Below are 15,858 nucleotides of genomic sequence, written 5' to 3' on the forward strand. Positions count from 1 at the left end.
TTAAGAAATTATGATGGATTAAGTTTTAAGCTTAATAGCTTTACTTTCTTAATGGTTTTTAATTTAAATCATAACGTTAAAATCTAAAATTATATGCTTTTTTCAAAAATAGAAGGATCAGGACAGCCACTTTTAATTCTTCACGGATTTCTGGGGATGTCTGATAACTGGAAAACACTCGGAACGCAATTCGCAACTGATTTTCAGGTTCATATTCTCGATTTACGCAACCACGGACGAAGCCTGCACTCAGAGAATTTTACCTACGAAATTATGGCGCAGGATGTTTACGAGTACTGTCAAGCTCATAAATTAGAAAATATCAATATTTTAGGACACTCGATGGGCGGGAAAATAGCCATGCTTCTGGCAACGTTGCATCCTGAATTAGTTAATAAGTTAATTGTTGCGGACATAGGACCAAAATTTTATCCGCAGCATCATCAGGATATTTTGGCGGGATTGAATGCGGTTGATTTTTCAAAAAAACCAAGTCGAAGTGATGTCGAAGAAATCATGGAGAAGTTTGTTCCTGATTTTGGAACCAGACAATTCTTGATGAAGAATTTGTTTTGGCAAGAGCCCGGGCAACTTGCCTTTCGATTTAATTTGGCAGTTTTCAATACAAAAATGGATGAAATAGGAATTCCGTTGCCTAAGAATTCCGTTTTCGAGAAACCAGCCTTGTTCATTCGAGGCGGAAAATCAAATTATATTATAGACAGCGATTTTGAAATTATAAAACAGCATTTCCCGGATTCAAATATTGAAACGATTCCTAATGTAGGGCATTGGCTTCATGCCGAAAATCCAGCTGAGTTCTATCAAAAAGTCACTTCTTTTTTAAAATAAAGGAGATGGTTTCTAATTTTCACTACATTTATTAAAATTTAAAAAGATAAACTTATGAATTTACTCATCAAAATTCTTATTACCTCTGGTTTAGTATTGCTTATTGCGAACTTTATGCCGGGTGTGCGTGTAGATGGATTCGCCACGGCTTTGATTGTGGCAATTGTTCTTGGATTACTTAATATATTTATCAAGCCAATATTAGTGATACTAACTTTGCCGGTAACGATACTAACTTTAGGTTTGTTTTTATTGGTTATTAATGCACTGATGATTTTGTTGTGTACAAAAATTGTGGACGGTTTTCGCGTAGATACGTTTTGGACTGCCTTGTTTTTTAGTATTATATTATCCGTATCGCAGTCTATAATGAATGGAATTCTAGGCGAGGGAAAATAATAGGCTATTTTTAACACGTATTTATGACGTAATGCATTTGAAATTAAGAATCAATCAATATCTTTGTACTTTATTTAAACGATACTATGTCTAAAAATTTTTACATATTGTTACTAGTTACGCTTGGGTTCTTTATGACTCCAAGCGTAGCTATTGCGTGTGGAATAAAAGCAGAGAAATCGTGTTGCAAAAAAGAATTCTCTTCAAAAACGGAGCAAAAAGACTGTTGTAATAAAGAAAAAAAATCAAATAAAGGGTTGCATGATGGTTGTAACGGTGCTTGCAAGAGTATTTCTTGTGGCAGTACAGCAATTCATTTGGGTTTAACATCCATATTTAACACGGAATTAAACAAGCAAATTTTTAGTTTTTCTACTGAAAAACAAAATTATTATTACTCGGAAATCTTTATCTCATCCCATTTCCGTTCTATTTGGCTTCCACCTAAAATAAGCTAAATTTCTTTTTTGACAGCCAAAAAACTGTCTTGTTCAAAGCAGTATATGCTTTAAAAACCAATAAACGTAGTCAATTACAATTCAAAAAACAGAGCAAAATAAGCTGTTGTTTTCAATGTTTTGCGACTAATTCACTTCAAAATAATATCAAAATGAATTCAATAAAAAAAATATTGATGGCAACTACTCTGTTGCTTTCAATCACAATCAGCCATGCGCAAATTAAAAATGCTACAACAGAAACGGTAAAAATATATGGCAACTGTGAGATGTGTAAAAGCACCATAGAAACTACAGGTAACCTGAAAAAAGCAGCGAAAGTCGAGTGGAATAAAGACACCAAAATGGCAACACTCACGTATGACTCGACTAAAACAAGTCAAGACGAAATCCTGAAACGCATTGCTTTAGCAGGGTATGACAGTGATAAGTTTCTTGCTCCAGATGCTGTTTATGACAAACTACATGGCTGTTGCCAATATGAAAGAGAAGCAAAAGTAGCCGTTTCTCCAGCAACGAAAATGGAAACCGTCACTACAGAAAATCATGCAGGCCACGCCAATCACTCAGATAATGCAGTTCCAAAACAACAAGTAGATACTACATTAAAAGCTGTTTTTGATAGCTATTTTCTTTTAAAAGATGCTTTAGTGAAAACAGACGGAAACAGTACTTCCTTGAAAGCGAAGGATTTATTAACGGCAATCAATTCCGTGAAGATGGAAACACTAAAATCGGAAGAACATATTGTTTGGATGAAAGTTTTGAATGACTTAAAAGAACATTCTGAGCATATTGGTGATACAAAAGATATTTCTCATCAGAGAGATCATTTCATGGATTTATCAAAATCGATGTATGAATTGATAAAAGTGGCTAAATACGAGACTCCGGTTTATCTCCAGTTTTGTCCTATGGCAAATGGCGGTAAAGGAGCCAACTGGTTGAGCAAAGAAAAGGACGTTAAGAATCCGTATTACGGTTCGCAAATGATGACTTGTGGAAAAACGGTAGAGACGCTTCAATAATTATTTAAAGGAAAATAAAATGAAAAAAATAATTCTGGTAGTAAGTGTAATAATCAGTTTTTCAACGGCTAATGCCCAGATGAAAATTGGAGATAATTTACCTGATTTTGAACTTAAAAATAATAAAGAGGCCACTGTAAGTTTGGCTTCTGTAAAAGGGAAAACCGTCTTAATTGACTTTTGGGCTTCTTGGTGCGCACCGTGTAGAATGGCCAATAAAAAGCTGGTGCCTTTTTACAATCAGTATAAAACAGAAAATTTCGAAATTATAGGGATATCCCTGGATACGGATCAAGCGAAATGGATAAGTGCCATTCAAAAAGACAAATTAGAATATGAGCAGTTGATTGATCCCAAAGGGTTTGATGCGCCATCGGCTTTAGTCTTTGGCGTAGAGCAGTTGCCTAGTGCCTATCTTTTTGATGCAACAGGGAAACTGGTTGCTGTAAATCCAACAGAAGAACAAATTTTAATGCAAATAAAAAAATAAAATAAGATGAAAAATATAAATATAAAATTCATTGGTATTGCTTGTTTGGTTTTGATGGCAAGCATGAAGTCCTATTCTCAAATTTCAAAAGCAGACATAATTGCAACGGGTTTAACGTGTTCCATGTGTTCCAATGCAATTAACAAACAGCTAAAGGCCATGACTGAAGTAGACAGCGTCAGTACAGATCTAAATACGAATACGTTTACCGTTTATTTGAAGGAAAATAATTCAATAAGTCCAAAAACTTTAAAAACGAGTGTCGAAAAAGCTGGTTTTTTTGTGGGATCCATGGTGTTGACAATGGCTTTCGATAATTTAAAAATAGAAGACAACCTAGCATTGAAAAAGGGTCAACACACCTTTATATTTGTTGATGTGAAAGCAAAGACAATGAACGGGGAAACAAAGTTAAAAGTGGTTGATAAAGGTTTTGTTACTCAAAAAGAGTATAAAAAAACACTTAAAACATTGTCGAAATACCCTAGTTATATGGTTGAAAATGAAAATAATTTTCACCTTAAAACAATTTAATATGAGTTATTTACGCTTTGCTGTCCTATTCCTGATATCGGCTCAAATGCAAGCCCAAGAATTATTTGTTGTTACGGACCCAGCCAGTAATATCCCTGCAAATTCATTGAGTGTAAGACTGTCACAATCCCTTTTTGAGGAGCAATTTAGTGAAGAGTACAACTATCATTTGATGCCGGAAGTAACCTATGGTTTGAATAAAAATTTGATGGTTAGGGCTACCGCATTTGTCAGTAATAGAAACAGTCAATTGGTTACAGAAGGAGGTGGTTTTTATGCTAAATACCGGTTTTTCTCGACAGATGATTTAAACAGTCATTTTCGTTTGGCTGCTTTTGGAAGGTATAGTTTTAATAACGCAGATATTCATCAGGATCAAATTGAAATAATGGGGCACAATACGGGTTTTGAGACCGGATTAGTAGCCACGAAACTGATAAAAAAAGTAGCAATTAGTTCGTCGGTAAGTTTTGAAAAGGCATTTGATAATAAACCAAATTATCCTTTTCCAAGTGAATTAGGCAATAACGCCACGAATTATACCTTGTCTTTTGGCAAACTGATGTATCCCAAAAAATACACCAGTTTTAAACAAACAAATATTAACCTGATGGTTGAATTTGTTGGGCAAACGATCAATGAAAATGGAAAATCGTATCTTGATGTGGTTCCGGCAATACAATTTATTTTCAATAGTCAAGCCCGTTTGGATTTGGCTTACCGGAGGGAAATTATGAGTTCTATGATGCGTACAGCACCCAATGGAATTTATTTAAATTTAGAATATAATTTTTTTAATATCATAAAATAAATAGATAAAGCTTAGATTTATAACAATGAATAATTGATTTTAAATAAAAGTAAATTTGTAATTATAAAAAAAATACAATGAAAAAAATAATGTTTTTGTCCTTAATAACGGTATTTATGACGGTTTCCTGTGACCAGAAAAACAAAGAAGCAGCAGCTACAAGTTCTGAAAAAACAGAAAAAGCTACGGAATTATATGCCTGTCCGATGCATCCGGAAGTTACTGGTGCATCCGGTGGAGAATGTTCAGAATGCGGGATGGAATTAACCGAGAAAGTGGTGCAAACAATCCCTACTGAAAAAGAGCTAACTCCTGTTGAAAACAGGGCAAAATCCGGTGCTGTGCTCAAAACGGAGAGTGCTGATAAAATGACTTTTCCAACCGATGCTATTGTATCTAATTATCTCAAAATTAAAAATGCATTAACCAAAGACGATTCAAAAGGAGCAGCCATCGCGGCAAAAGATTTGCATACTATATTGAATAGTTCCAGCGCAACTTCATTAGACACCAAATTAAAAAATAAATACAATGCTTTTGTGGCGGATGCCAAAGTAAATGTCAAACATATTGGGGATAATGCCGGTAAAATGGAGCATCAAAGAACGTATTTTTCGTTATTGAGCAAAGATGTTTTTGATTTGATAAAAGCCTTTGGAACCAAACAAACCGTATATCAGGATTACTGTCCCATGTATGGAGCAGGAAAAAACGGGTATTGGATCAGTGAAACCCAAGACGTGATTAATCCCTATTTTGGTGCGGAGATGCTAAATTGTGGCAGGAGAATAGGAACCGTTCAATAGCGATGAAATTCTATGTCAAAAATATGGTTTGTGGTCGCTGTATAATGGTTGTGAAATCCGAGCTCGAAAAACTTGGGATTTTTCCTGTTTCGGTGAAGTTAGGAGAAGTCGAATTAGTAGAAAATAACAGATTGCAAATTGATAGGTTGTAAAACTTATAAATCATTTCCAAAATTCTACAACAAGTTAAAATAGAAGGTTATGTACCTTTGTTTAGTAGCAATGAATGTTTAGCTAAATATTTTAATAATAGAAAAAATGAAAACATTAATTATCGTACTAAGCGTATTCTTAGCAGTGAATTCCATAGCATCAGCTCAAGAAGCGGTGAAATCTTCCCAAAAGGAAACCCATAAAGCAATGTATTCTTGTTCAATGCACCCGAAAGAAATGAGTGATAAATCTGTAAAATATCCAAAATGTGGGATGCAGATGACTCCAAAAGCAAGTGATACAAAAGAAGAGAATCATCAACATTAAAGTTTTTTTAAATCGGTTCTATACTTTTATAGAACCGATTTTTTTTAAATTCAACATTATGAAACATACTTATACAGTCACTGGAATGTCTTGCGACGGTTGCCGTTCCAAAGTAGAAAAAACATTGAATGTTATTGATGGAATTCAAGCGACAGTTACTTTGAATCCGCCAATAGCGACTATAACAATGGATCAACACATTTCCACAGTTCAATTACAAGAGGTTTTAACTGGCGCTGGAAACTACACCATAGAAATGAATACTGGTGTTGATTCTCATGGAATTACTGAAAAACCAATTGAGAAGTCATGTTGCAGTTCGAATAAACCACAAGAGAAATCAACCGTAATTTTACCCGCTACTGAGCAAGGCAAATACTATTGTCCGATGCATTGTGAGGGGGAAAAAGTCTATGATAAACCGGGAAGTTGCCCTGTGTGCGGAATGAATCTGGAAAAAGTTCCCGAATTGAGTGTTGCAAAAACAAGGTACACGTGTCCGATGCATCCCGAAGTAATCAAAGACGGTCCCGGTTCCTGTCCCATTTGCGGAATGGATTTAGTACCAATGGAACCCACCGCTTCTGAAGAAAACAAAGTGTACAATGACTTAGTCCGCAAAATGAAAATAGCGGTAGTTTTTACAGTTCCCATTTTTATTATTGCCATGTCAGATATGATTCCGAATAATCCAATAATGAAAATTATGGATTTAGAAAAGTGGAATTGGGTACAATTATTATTTTCACTTCCTGTCGTTTTTTATGCGTGTTGGATGTTTTTTGAGCGTGCATGGAAATCCATTGTTACTTGGAATCTCAATATGTTTACGTTGATTGGAATTGGTTCTGGAGTCGCTTTTCTGTTTAGTTTGGTTGGATTGTTTTTTCCCGCTATTTTCCCGGATGAATTTAAAACGGATAACGGAGCGGTTCATCTTTATTTTGAGGCTACAACGGTGATATTAACTTTGGTTTTATTGGGGCAATTACTCGAAGCTAGAGCGCACAGTCAAACCAGTGGAGCGATAAAAGAATTATTGAAGTTAGCGCCAACCGAAGCTGTTTTGGTTAGCAATGAAGGGGATAAAGTGATTTCGATTCATGATATCAAAAAAGGAGATTTATTGCGGGTAAAACCAGGAGATAAAATTCCGGTGGATGGCAAAATTACCGATGGAGAAAGTACTGTTGATGAATCGATGATAACAGGTGAACCCATTCCTGTAGATAAAAAAACAGGCGATAGTATTAGCTCCGGAACCATTAACGGCAATAAATCCTTTGTGATGATTGCTGAAAAGGTAGGTTCGGAAACGGTGCTTTCGCAAATTATACAAATGGTCAACACTGCCAGTAGGTCTAAAGCACCAATCCAGAAACTAGCGGACAGAATCGCTAAATATTTTGTGCCAATTGTAGTTGGGGTTTCCATAATCACTTTTTTTGTTTGGGCACAATTTGGTCCTGAACCCGCAATGGTGTATGGATTTATCAATGCGATTGCAGTATTAATTATTGCTTGTCCGTGTGCCTTGGGATTGGCCACGCCCATGTCCGTAATGGTTGGTGTTGGTAAAGGAGCGCAATCTGGAGTTTTGATAAAAAATGCCGAAGCGTTAGAGAATATGAATAAAGTAAATGTGCTGATTACCGATAAAACAGGAACCATTACGGAAGGAAAGCCTTCTGTTGAAAAAGTATTCTCTTTAAATAATGAAGAAGATTCTTTGTTGCAAAGTATTGCTTCTTTAAATCAGTATAGCGAACATCCTTTGGCGCAAGCCGTAGTCAATTTTGCGAAAGCGAAAGCAGTTTCATTAATCGAAGTCAAGGATTTTGAAGCGATTTCCGGCAAAGGAGTTATTGGAACCGTAGTCGATAAAAAAGTGGCACTCGGAAATAAAAAATTGATGGAGCAGGTAAATGCCACGATTTCCGAAGAATTAGAAAATAAAATTATCGCCGAACAGAAACTCGGAAAAACGGTTTCTTATATTTCAATTGACGGAATTGCGGTGGGATTTGTCTCGATTACAGATGCCATCAAAGCCACAAGCGTCACAGCTATAAAAGAACTGATGCGTCAGGGAGTTGAGGTAATCATGCTTACCGGTGATAATGAAAATACGGCAAAAGCAGTGGCTCAGGAGTTGCATTTGAGTTCGTATAAAGCGGGTTGTTTGCCTGAAGACAAGCTCAAAGAAATTAAACGATTGCAAGCCGAAGGAAAAATTGTAGCCATGGCAGGTGATGGAATCAACGATGCGCCGGCTTTGGCACAAGCCGACATAGGAATTGCCATGGGAACAGGAACAGATGTGGCTATCGAAAGTGCCAAAATAACGTTAGTGAAAGGCGATTTGCAAGGAATAGTCAAAGCCAAAAACTTAAGTCATGCGGTGATGCGAAATATTAAGCAAAATTTATTCTTTGCCTTTTTCTACAATGTGCTTGGAATTCCAATTGCAGCGGGTGTTTTGTATCCGTTTTTTGGCGTGTTGCTTTCGCCAATGATTGCGGCTTTGGCCATGAGTTTTAGCTCTGTTTCAGTAATTGCAAATGCGTTGCGATTGCGTAATTTAAAATTTTAATTATGAAAAAATACTCCATAATAATTATACTCTTGCTTTTTGCTTGGAATGCTGAAGCGCAAAAAATAGTTCGGTATGATTTATATGTTCGGGATACGATTGTCACTTTTGGCGATACACCCAAAAGAGCGATTGCCGTAAACGGACAGATTCCGATGCCGACACTCACGTTTACCGAAGGCGATATTGCCGAAATTTATGTACACAATGAATTAAATGAAGATACTTCACTGCATTGGCACGGATTGTTTTTACCCAATAAAGAAGACGGCGTGCCTTATTTGACTCAAATGCCAATAAAACCGCATACCACCCATAAATATACGTTTCCAATTATTCAACACGGAACACATTGGTACCACAGTCATACGGGGTTGCAGGAACAAATTGGGATGTACGGTTCCTTTGTTATGAACAAACGAAATGAGGATCCAACTTTTAGAGCAGGAATTGATGATTTACCAACCGTTCCAATCATTTTGAGTGAATGGACGGATTTAAATCCAAAAAATGTCCATCGGATGCTGCACAATGCAACCGATTGGTTTGCAATTCAAAAAGGAACTACCCAGAGCTATGCCGAAGCCATAAAAGCAGGACATTTTAAGACAAAAATTACCAACGAATGGAAACGAATGAATGCGATGGATGTAAGCGATGTGTATTACAATAAGTTTTTGATCAACGGCAAAAATGAAAGTAAAATAGATGGCGTTTCTTCTCCCCTTTCCTTTGAAGAGGGGTCTGGGTTGAGGAAGTTCAAAGCGGGAGATAAAGTGAGGTTGCGGATTGCCAATGGTGGCGCTTCTACTTATTTTTGGCTGACGTATGCCGGTGGAAAAATTACCGTGGTGGCCAGTGATGGAAACGATGTGGAACCAGTTGAAGTCGACCGATTAATCGTAGCTGTTTCTGAAACGTATGATGTTGTTGTAACGATTCCAGCAGATAAAACGGCGTATGAATTTTTAGTTACTTCGGAGGATAGAACTAAATCAGCTTCGTTGTATTTAGGAGATGGAATCAAGCAACTGATGTCGCCTTTGCCAAAATTAAAATATTTTGAAGGAATGAAAATGATGAACGGCATGATGAAAATGAATGGCGATTTAGATGATATGGGAATGAAAATGTCACTGAACCAAATGGATATGAATGTAGTAATGTATCCTGAAATCACGGGGCCTATAGATTCTAAAGAAGGAACACAACAAGAAGTGGAGATGGATCATTCGTCTCATGATATGGGAAAAATGAAAATGGAGGCAACCGCTCCGAAGATGGATGGTATGAAAATGACGGAGGAAGATTATAATAGTAATGCATTATCTGATATTACTACCTTAAATTATGCCATGCTGAAATCACCTACTAAAACAACGCTTCCAACTCCCCCTTCGGGGGCTGGGGAGACAAAAGAACTGCGGTTTGAATTATCAGGAAATATGAATCGCTACGTGTGGAGTCTGGACAATAAAGTGGTTTCTGAAGCCGATAAAATTTTAATTAAAAAAGGAGAGAATGTTCGAATTGTACTCTTCAATGGTTCCATGATGCGCCACCCGATGCATTTACACGGGCATGATTTTAGAGTCCTGAATGGTCAGAAAGAGTTCGCTCCCATGAAAAACATCATCGATATTATGCCGATGGAAACCGATACGATTGAGTTTAATGCGAATGTCAAAGGCGATTGGTTTTTTCATTGTCACATTCTCTATCACATGATGGCGGGAATGGGTCGCGTTTTTAGTTATGAAAATCAAGAGCCCAATCCTTTGATTCCAAATCCAAAATTAGCGCAACGCAAATTATTTGCCGATGACAGAGCCTTCCATGTGATGGCTGAAAATGATTTTGCCACCAATGGGAACGATGGAATGCTGATGATTCAAAACACGCGTTGGAGTATTGGTACCGAATGGCGTTTGGGTTATACCGATCATCACGGGTATGAAACGGAAACGCATATTGGACGATATTTAGGGAAAATGCAGTGGCTAATGCCATTTATTGGTTTTGACTGGCGGTATCGAAAAATGGAAATGGGAGCAATGGAAGAGAATCTTTTTGGGCAAACCAATACCAAAGACAATCGCGCCGTTTTTAGTGCCGGAGTCGAATATACCATGCCAATGCTGATTAAAGCGCAAGCCGAAGTGTATACCGACGGGAATTTCAGGTTGCAATTTGAACGCATGGATATTCCGGTTTCTAAAAGATTGCGCATGAATTTAATGTGGAATACGGACAAAGAATACATGGCGGGATTGCGGTATATAGTCAAGAGAAATTTTGGAATTACCACGCATTATGACAGCGATATGGGAATGGGTTTTGGATTGAGTTTGAATTATTAAAAACGGAATACTTTGTTTTTGTAATTTTGGAAAAAATAGAGTGCTATGGTACAACTTTCAGAAATCTGGATTTATCCTGTAAAATCATTAGGTGGAATTAAATTGCAAAAAGCTCAAGTGACCGATCGTGGTTTGGAACACGACCGCCGTTGGTTGTTGATTGATGAAAACGGAATGTTTCTGTCGCAAAGGGAACATCCGGAATTAGCTCTTTTTCTACCTGAAATTATAGGGAATTTCCTGAAGATTACACATCGCATGCAGTTAGAAACAATACAATTTCCGCTGCAGCAATCTTTTTCGGAAGCCGAAACTAAAATTGATGTGATGGTCTGGGAGGACTCCATTCAGGTGTATGAAGTAGATTCAGTTGTTTCAGATTGGTTTTCTCGAATATTGGGATTTTCGGCTCGTTTGGTATACATGCCTGAGGAAAGTCACCGAAAAGTAGAGGCTAAATATGCCGTTACGCAAGCTGATATTAATTCTTTTTCGGATGGCTATCCTTTTTTGTTGATTGGTCAATCGTCATTGGATGATTTGAATTCCCGTTTAAAAAAAGCACTGCCGATGAATCGGTTTCGACCTAATTTTGTTGTTACAGGTGGTGATGCTTATGAAGAGGATTCTTGGAAAGAATTCACAATAGGTGAGCTGACTTTTTTTGGAGTGAAACCTTGCGGGAGATGCGTAATGACAACTGTAGACCAAGAAAAAGGAGTGACATCAGGAAAAGATCCTTTGCGGACTTTGGCAAAATACAGGACATCGGGAAATAATGTGTTGTTTGGACAAAACTTGATCGGTTCTGGAACTGGTCTTGTTGCTGTTGGTGATGCTATTACCATTTTGATTTCTATTTAAATGGCCTTTTCTTTTCGTGAATATGAGGTAATCCGTTGACTAAGTTTCCAGATTTCTTACTCAAATTTATTGCTTACTGAAATAGTATTAATAGTCGGGAGACGCTGCAGATCAACCCGCTAATACTATTCTTGTTCATGTCTTGTGTGTCAACGTATGTACAAGCAATCAAATCAATCTTTTTTATGTTTTTGTTCCGTATGATTTTGGTTTCCGTTAATCGTATGGTCTCCCACGTTCATTCCGTTTGACCTTCCAATCATCAATGCAGTAATAATAGCATATTTTTTCTTTTAGCCAAAGAATTGGGCGTTTAGATTGCTCTAAACGTGCTTTAAATACTTTGACAATCTATTTAATTTGCATTATTGATATGTTGTTGAACGCTCTCAGGTTTTATTAGGATTTTGGAGCTCGAAGACCGTTTACTTCCGGATTATTAGTGCCTAATTCTTTACTGTACTCTTGAACCTCCTTTATTTGAAAAACGTAAGTCGTTTGTCTTTAACGGCATCCAAGCGAAGCATTTTATAATCCAGCACATAATTTTGGTAAATACGCCAAGGTGCTTTGTTTCCCTGACTAGGAAGCGTATTCGCTGCTCTGTTAATGTAGCCGCTATTCAGGTTAAGTAGTGGAACCGGTTTTAAATTTGTCTCGACTACTTTTGCCTGCACCGCTTTATAATGGTGTTTGTCCAAATAATTTAAAACCCGAGATATATATTCGCTGGTAAGGTCACTTTTCAACGTCCACGAAGCATTGGTATAGCCAACAAAAATAAAGAAGTTGGGCAGGTCGCTTAACATGAGGCCTTTATAGACAAAAGATTTAGAAACATCAAAAGGTTGCGAATCCAGTTGAATTCTTACGCCTCCAAACGCCACTAAATCAAGTCCGGTTGCGGTGATTATAATGTCGGCGGCCAGTGTCTTCCCCGATTTTAGTAAAATTCCGTTTGTTAAAAAACAATCGATATGATCCGTAACTACCGCTGCGTTCCCTTTTCCGATGGCTCTAAAAAAATCTCCGTTTGGCGCAATGCAAAAACGTTGTTCCCAAGGATTGTAGTTAGGTATAAAATGAGGGTCCACGGGAAAGTTACCCAAAGCCTTTTCAGCCCCTTTTATAATGAATTTTTTCATTGCCTCTGGAAAGAACTTGCACAGATTAAAAAAGACAATAGCGTAGAAAATATTTTTATAACGAATCAGTCTATAAGCTACTTTTTTTGGAAACAGCCTTTTGAGGCGAGCAGCAATTTTGTCTTTATTGGGTAAAGCAGCAATATAGGTTGGCGATCGTTGCAGCATAACAACTTGTGCACCTTCGGCGGCAAGCTCCGGAAGGATGGTTACAGCGGTGGCGCCGCTGCCAATTATAACCACTTTTTTATTGGCGACATCTAATTTTTCAGGCCATTTTTGCGGGTGGACAATTTTACCTTCAAAACGGGATTGGTCCTTAAATTCAGGAGTGTACCCTTTGTTATAATTATAATAGCCGCTACAGCTAAAGATAAACTGGCACCTATAAACTGTTTCTTCTTCCGTGACGGTATTTACGGTAGTGACCGTCCATGATTTTTTTTCTGTATCGAAGTTATAAGAAAGAGCGCGTTGATTGTAGATGATATGCTCTCGCACTTTATATTCGTCTGCGGCTTCATTCAGGTATTTTAATATAGAAGGTCCGTCGGCGAAAGACTTTTGATCCTCCCATGTTTTGAAGGAATACCCAAAAGTATACATATCCGAATCGGAACGGATTCCAGGGTATTGAAACAAACTCCAGGTACCTCCAAGTTCCGCTCTTGCCTCTAAAATAACATAGTTTTTGTCTGGATTTTTACGTGACAAATGACACGCAGCGCCTATACCGGATAAACCCGCTCCTATTATAATAATATCGATATGATTAGTATTCATGTTTTTATTTTAGAATTAAATGCTGTTGCAAAATACAAAATTGTAGCAATAAAAAAACACCATTACTTTTTCTTAAATAACGGTGTTTGTAATTGCTATGAAAACCTTTTGAAGTGAAAAAGAAGGGTTTTTTATTAGGATTAAACGACAGATTTATTTTTGAATAGACAGGATGTAGCATTGAGGTCATTCTTTTGTCCAACTAATAATTTGGTTTTAAAATTTCCAGGTCTATCAGATATAGTGTCACTAAGGTTAGCGCGGTTTTGTAAACCGTGCCCACCGGCGCATGCAGATAAAACAAGTCAGAAAAGCTATATCCTTAAAACGGAATAGCTTTTTTACGTTTTAATGTCAGTTTTTTTTATGGTTTTGTTAGCGTTACTTCTTCGGCTCCCTACCGACTAAGTGTTATAATTACCAATTGGAATGGGCACGGTTTGCAAAACCGCGCTATCTGTTAAGGAGAAAATTTAGTGTATTTCCGAGCCATCTGGTTCGGGTAGTTCTGAATTAATTTTAATTATATGCCGGTAACTCTTTACATCAATTTATTATTTGCTCATTATTGTGGGCGCAAAGTCAGAGACTTTTGCGTAGCTTTTACGACAAAGTTATGCTTTGAATGAACACTTTTCGGAACTGGTATAAAATCTTAACTTAATGACATTGCGCTTGCGCTAGCGGGGATTTTTATTTTTAATCAGTACATAAAATGGCATATCCATAATTATCAGACCAACCTGATTTTAGAGGTAGCAATTTTCTTGTATGCGCTTCCCTTGACATTCCAACTTTTTCTAAAACACTTATTGAGCCAATATTTCCGATCGCGCAACCTGCCTCAATTCTGTGAAGTTTTAATGTTTCAAAACCAAAAGCTATTATTTTTTTTAAACTTTCTGTAGCATAACCTTTATTCCAATAATTGGAATCAAATTTAAACCAAACTTCAGCATTTCTATACTTTTCTTTTCCTAAATTTATTCCAATTAATCCGATAAATTCTTTTTCTCCATTTAATTCGACCGCAAAAGAGAAATGCTTGTTATTCTCCAAATTATTGTTAAAAATCCAATTTTCGACAATAATTTTGGTTTCGTTAATATTATTTGGAATTCCTAATGTATTAAATTCATCAATTTCAGCCAAACTATGTAATTTGTGAATGTTATCAATGTCACTTTCCGCGATTGTTCGCAAATTCAATCTTTCCGTATTAAAATTTAAGTTATTCATTTTTGGTTTTATTCTAATTTTAAAATTTTGGGTGAAATCTTCAGTTTTTCTTAACTCCTCTGTTATATTATATTTCCTTGATAGCTTCATTTTCAGCTTTTTTTTGTTTTAAGAGTTTTTGTTGTTCGTCGTTTTTGTCATTATCCAACTTTCTTTTATGTTTGTATTCCGTTGAAATATACCTTATGTAGATAATGTTCTCAGTGTTTGGTATTACTTTCCTAAATCTAGAATTTGTGTTAATAAAACTTGATTGTTTTGTAGCAAATAAACCACCTAGCATCTTATCACCCTCATCACTTTTTCTATATTTAGCCATTTCAGGACTCTTATCTAAAGAATACTCTATACTTGGTTTGTGTATTTGACTTTGTTCAAGATGTTGTGAAATTATTATGTCGGCGGTAGAGGTTTTAACTGAAATTGAATCCTGCTGTAGAACGTACATTTCACTACTAATACCTTTATTTTCTTCGTCCTTTAAACCTGCTAGATTAGAACTATCTATAAAAGCATTTGGTAATCGTATTAACTTGTTATTTTCATCAAGATATGACATTGCGGGGCTATATTTAGGATTGTCCTCCCAAACAGATTTTTCTTGGTAAGTTATTTTCTTTAGAGCAGGTAATTTGTATTTTTCTTGGAATAATTTGTATAGACATTCTGATGCCGATAATGTGATTTCGTATAATCTCCCGTCCGCAAAATAAGGATAGAACTCTGTTCCGCAATTTTCCACCTGATAATAGTACTTGTCTTGTTCGTTGATATGTGACAACTTCCCTTCAGACACCAAAAATTTATTTACTTCACGAAATTCACTAGTAGTCATTCCTCCCCAATATTGAAGGAAAAATTTTTTCTTCTGAGCAATGATTTCACGAAGTTTTAAACTATCTTGATTTACTTGTTTTACCTCTGTATGAACTTTTTTGTTATTCTGGCAGGATAAAATAAAGACTGCTAAAAATAGTAGTAACAGTGTATTAGTTGTTTTATTCATAGAATATTTT

The 15,858-nt window shown here is 36.5% G+C and carries 15 protein-coding genes; 12 read left to right on the top strand and 3 right to left on the bottom strand.

What is annotated here, in order from left to right:
* The first annotated feature begins 93 nt into the window (after positions 1 to 93).
* The 12 genes from EKM05_RS09460 to EKM05_RS09520 all read left to right on the top strand — a co-directional run bounded on the left by EKM05_RS09460 (position 94) and on the right by EKM05_RS09520 (position 11,675).
* Entirely contained in the window at positions 94 to 852 is a 759-nt protein-coding gene (locus EKM05_RS09460; RefSeq protein WP_126554813.1) for an alpha/beta fold hydrolase, read from the top strand.
* Between the two features lie 54 nt (positions 853 to 906).
* Positions 907 to 1,251, top strand: coding sequence for a phage holin family protein (locus tag EKM05_RS09465; protein WP_126458568.1), 345 nt, complete (start codon positions 907 to 909; stop codon positions 1,249 to 1,251).
* Between the two features lie 86 nt (positions 1,252 to 1,337).
* On the top strand, positions 1,338 to 1,709 hold the full coding sequence (locus EKM05_RS14400) for a hypothetical protein (protein ID WP_126554815.1): 372 nt from the start codon (positions 1,338 to 1,340) through the stop codon (positions 1,707 to 1,709).
* A 152-nt stretch (positions 1,710 to 1,861) separates the two neighbouring features.
* Complete coding sequence (locus EKM05_RS09475; RefSeq protein ID WP_126554817.1) at positions 1,862 to 2,737, top strand: DUF3347 domain-containing protein; 876 nt, start codon at positions 1,862 to 1,864, stop codon at positions 2,735 to 2,737.
* A 19-nt stretch (positions 2,738 to 2,756) separates the two neighbouring features.
* Positions 2,757 to 3,227, top strand: coding sequence for a TlpA disulfide reductase family protein (locus EKM05_RS09480; protein ID WP_126554819.1), 471 nt, complete (start codon positions 2,757 to 2,759; stop codon positions 3,225 to 3,227).
* Positions 3,228 to 3,233: 6 nt separating this feature from the next.
* On the top strand, positions 3,234 to 3,761 hold the full coding sequence (locus EKM05_RS09485; protein WP_126554821.1) for a heavy-metal-associated domain-containing protein: 528 nt from the start codon (positions 3,234 to 3,236) through the stop codon (positions 3,759 to 3,761).
* Positions 3,730 to 4,572, top strand: coding sequence for a hypothetical protein (locus EKM05_RS09490; RefSeq protein WP_233579257.1), 843 nt, complete (start codon positions 3,730 to 3,732; stop codon positions 4,570 to 4,572). Before EKM05_RS09485 ends, EKM05_RS09490 begins: the two co-directional genes overlap by 32 nt.
* Positions 4,573 to 4,649: 77 nt before the next feature.
* Complete coding sequence (locus EKM05_RS09495; RefSeq protein ID WP_126554823.1) at positions 4,650 to 5,378, top strand: DUF3347 domain-containing protein; 729 nt, start codon at positions 4,650 to 4,652, stop codon at positions 5,376 to 5,378.
* A gap of 258 nt (positions 5,379 to 5,636) precedes the next feature.
* Positions 5,637 to 5,858 carry a hypothetical protein gene (locus EKM05_RS09505; protein ID WP_126554825.1) on the top strand — a complete coding sequence of 74 codons (222 nt, stop codon included), beginning with the start codon at positions 5,637 to 5,639 and terminating at the stop codon, positions 5,856 to 5,858.
* A gap of 58 nt (positions 5,859 to 5,916) precedes the next feature.
* Complete coding sequence (locus tag EKM05_RS09510) at positions 5,917 to 8,451, top strand: heavy metal translocating P-type ATPase (RefSeq protein WP_126554827.1); 2,535 nt, start codon at positions 5,917 to 5,919, stop codon at positions 8,449 to 8,451.
* Between the two features lie 2 nt (positions 8,452 to 8,453).
* Positions 8,454 to 10,811, top strand: a complete 2,358-nt coding sequence (locus EKM05_RS09515) for a multicopper oxidase domain-containing protein (RefSeq protein WP_126554829.1) — start codon at positions 8,454 to 8,456, stop codon at positions 10,809 to 10,811.
* 45 nt (positions 10,812 to 10,856) lie between these two features.
* Entirely contained in the window at positions 10,857 to 11,675 is an 819-nt protein-coding gene (locus EKM05_RS09520) for an MOSC domain-containing protein (RefSeq protein ID WP_126554831.1), read from the top strand.
* 476 nt (positions 11,676 to 12,151) lie between these two features.
* Here EKM05_RS09520 and EKM05_RS09525 read toward each other — a convergent pair whose 3' ends face one another.
* The 3 genes from EKM05_RS09525 to EKM05_RS09535 form a co-directional block, all read right to left on the bottom strand.
* Positions 12,152 to 13,603 (bottom strand): NAD(P)/FAD-dependent oxidoreductase, encoded by a 1,452-nt coding sequence (locus tag EKM05_RS09525; protein WP_126554833.1) that lies wholly within the window; start codon positions 13,601 to 13,603, stop codon positions 12,152 to 12,154.
* Between the two features lie 699 nt (positions 13,604 to 14,302).
* Complete coding sequence (locus EKM05_RS09530) at positions 14,303 to 14,842, bottom strand: GNAT family N-acetyltransferase (RefSeq protein WP_126455667.1); 540 nt, start codon at positions 14,840 to 14,842, stop codon at positions 14,303 to 14,305.
* Positions 14,843 to 14,909: 67 nt separating this feature from the next.
* The gene (locus EKM05_RS09535; RefSeq protein ID WP_126458607.1) at positions 14,910 to 15,848 is read right to left on the bottom strand and encodes a hypothetical protein; all 939 of its coding nucleotides are present in this window, start codon (positions 15,846 to 15,848) and stop codon (positions 14,910 to 14,912) included.
* Between the last annotated feature and the right edge of the window lie 10 nt (positions 15,849 to 15,858).

Origin of the sequence: Flavobacterium sp. GSP27, assembly GCF_003970395.1 — a bacterium.
GTDB lineage: Bacteria > Bacteroidota > Bacteroidia > Flavobacteriales > Flavobacteriaceae > Flavobacterium.

Excerpts from the sequence above, each read along its gene's own strand:
- EKM05_RS09460 (WP_126554813.1), top strand. The coding sequence starts at position 94 with ATGCTTTTTTCAAAAATAGAAGGATCAGGACAGCCACTTTTAATTCTT.
- EKM05_RS09465 (WP_126458568.1), top strand. The coding sequence starts at position 907 with ATGAATTTACTCATCAAAATTCTTATTACCTCTGGTTTAGTATTGCTT.
- EKM05_RS14400 (WP_126554815.1), top strand. The coding sequence starts at position 1,338 with ATGTCTAAAAATTTTTACATATTGTTACTAGTTACGCTTGGGTTCTTT.
- EKM05_RS09475 (WP_126554817.1), top strand. The coding sequence starts at position 1,862 with ATGAATTCAATAAAAAAAATATTGATGGCAACTACTCTGTTGCTTTCA.
- EKM05_RS09480 (WP_126554819.1), top strand. The coding sequence starts at position 2,757 with ATGAAAAAAATAATTCTGGTAGTAAGTGTAATAATCAGTTTTTCAACG.
- EKM05_RS09485 (WP_126554821.1), top strand. The coding sequence starts at position 3,234 with ATGAAAAATATAAATATAAAATTCATTGGTATTGCTTGTTTGGTTTTG.
- EKM05_RS09490 (WP_233579257.1), top strand. The coding sequence starts at position 3,730 with ATGAAAATAATTTTCACCTTAAAACAATTTAATATGAGTTATTTACGC.
- EKM05_RS09495 (WP_126554823.1), top strand. The coding sequence starts at position 4,650 with ATGAAAAAAATAATGTTTTTGTCCTTAATAACGGTATTTATGACGGTT.
- EKM05_RS09505 (WP_126554825.1), top strand. The coding sequence starts at position 5,637 with ATGAAAACATTAATTATCGTACTAAGCGTATTCTTAGCAGTGAATTCC.
- EKM05_RS09510 (WP_126554827.1), top strand. The coding sequence starts at position 5,917 with ATGAAACATACTTATACAGTCACTGGAATGTCTTGCGACGGTTGCCGT.
- EKM05_RS09515 (WP_126554829.1), top strand. The coding sequence starts at position 8,454 with ATGAAAAAATACTCCATAATAATTATACTCTTGCTTTTTGCTTGGAAT.
- EKM05_RS09520 (WP_126554831.1), top strand. The coding sequence starts at position 10,857 with ATGGTACAACTTTCAGAAATCTGGATTTATCCTGTAAAATCATTAGGT.
- EKM05_RS09525 (WP_126554833.1), bottom strand. The coding sequence starts at position 13,603 with ATGAATACTAATCATATCGATATTATTATAATAGGAGCGGGTTTATCC.
- EKM05_RS09530 (WP_126455667.1), bottom strand. The coding sequence starts at position 14,842 with ATGAATAACTTAAATTTTAATACGGAAAGATTGAATTTGCGAACAATC.
- EKM05_RS09535 (WP_126458607.1), bottom strand. The coding sequence starts at position 15,848 with ATGAATAAAACAACTAATACACTGTTACTACTATTTTTAGCAGTCTTT.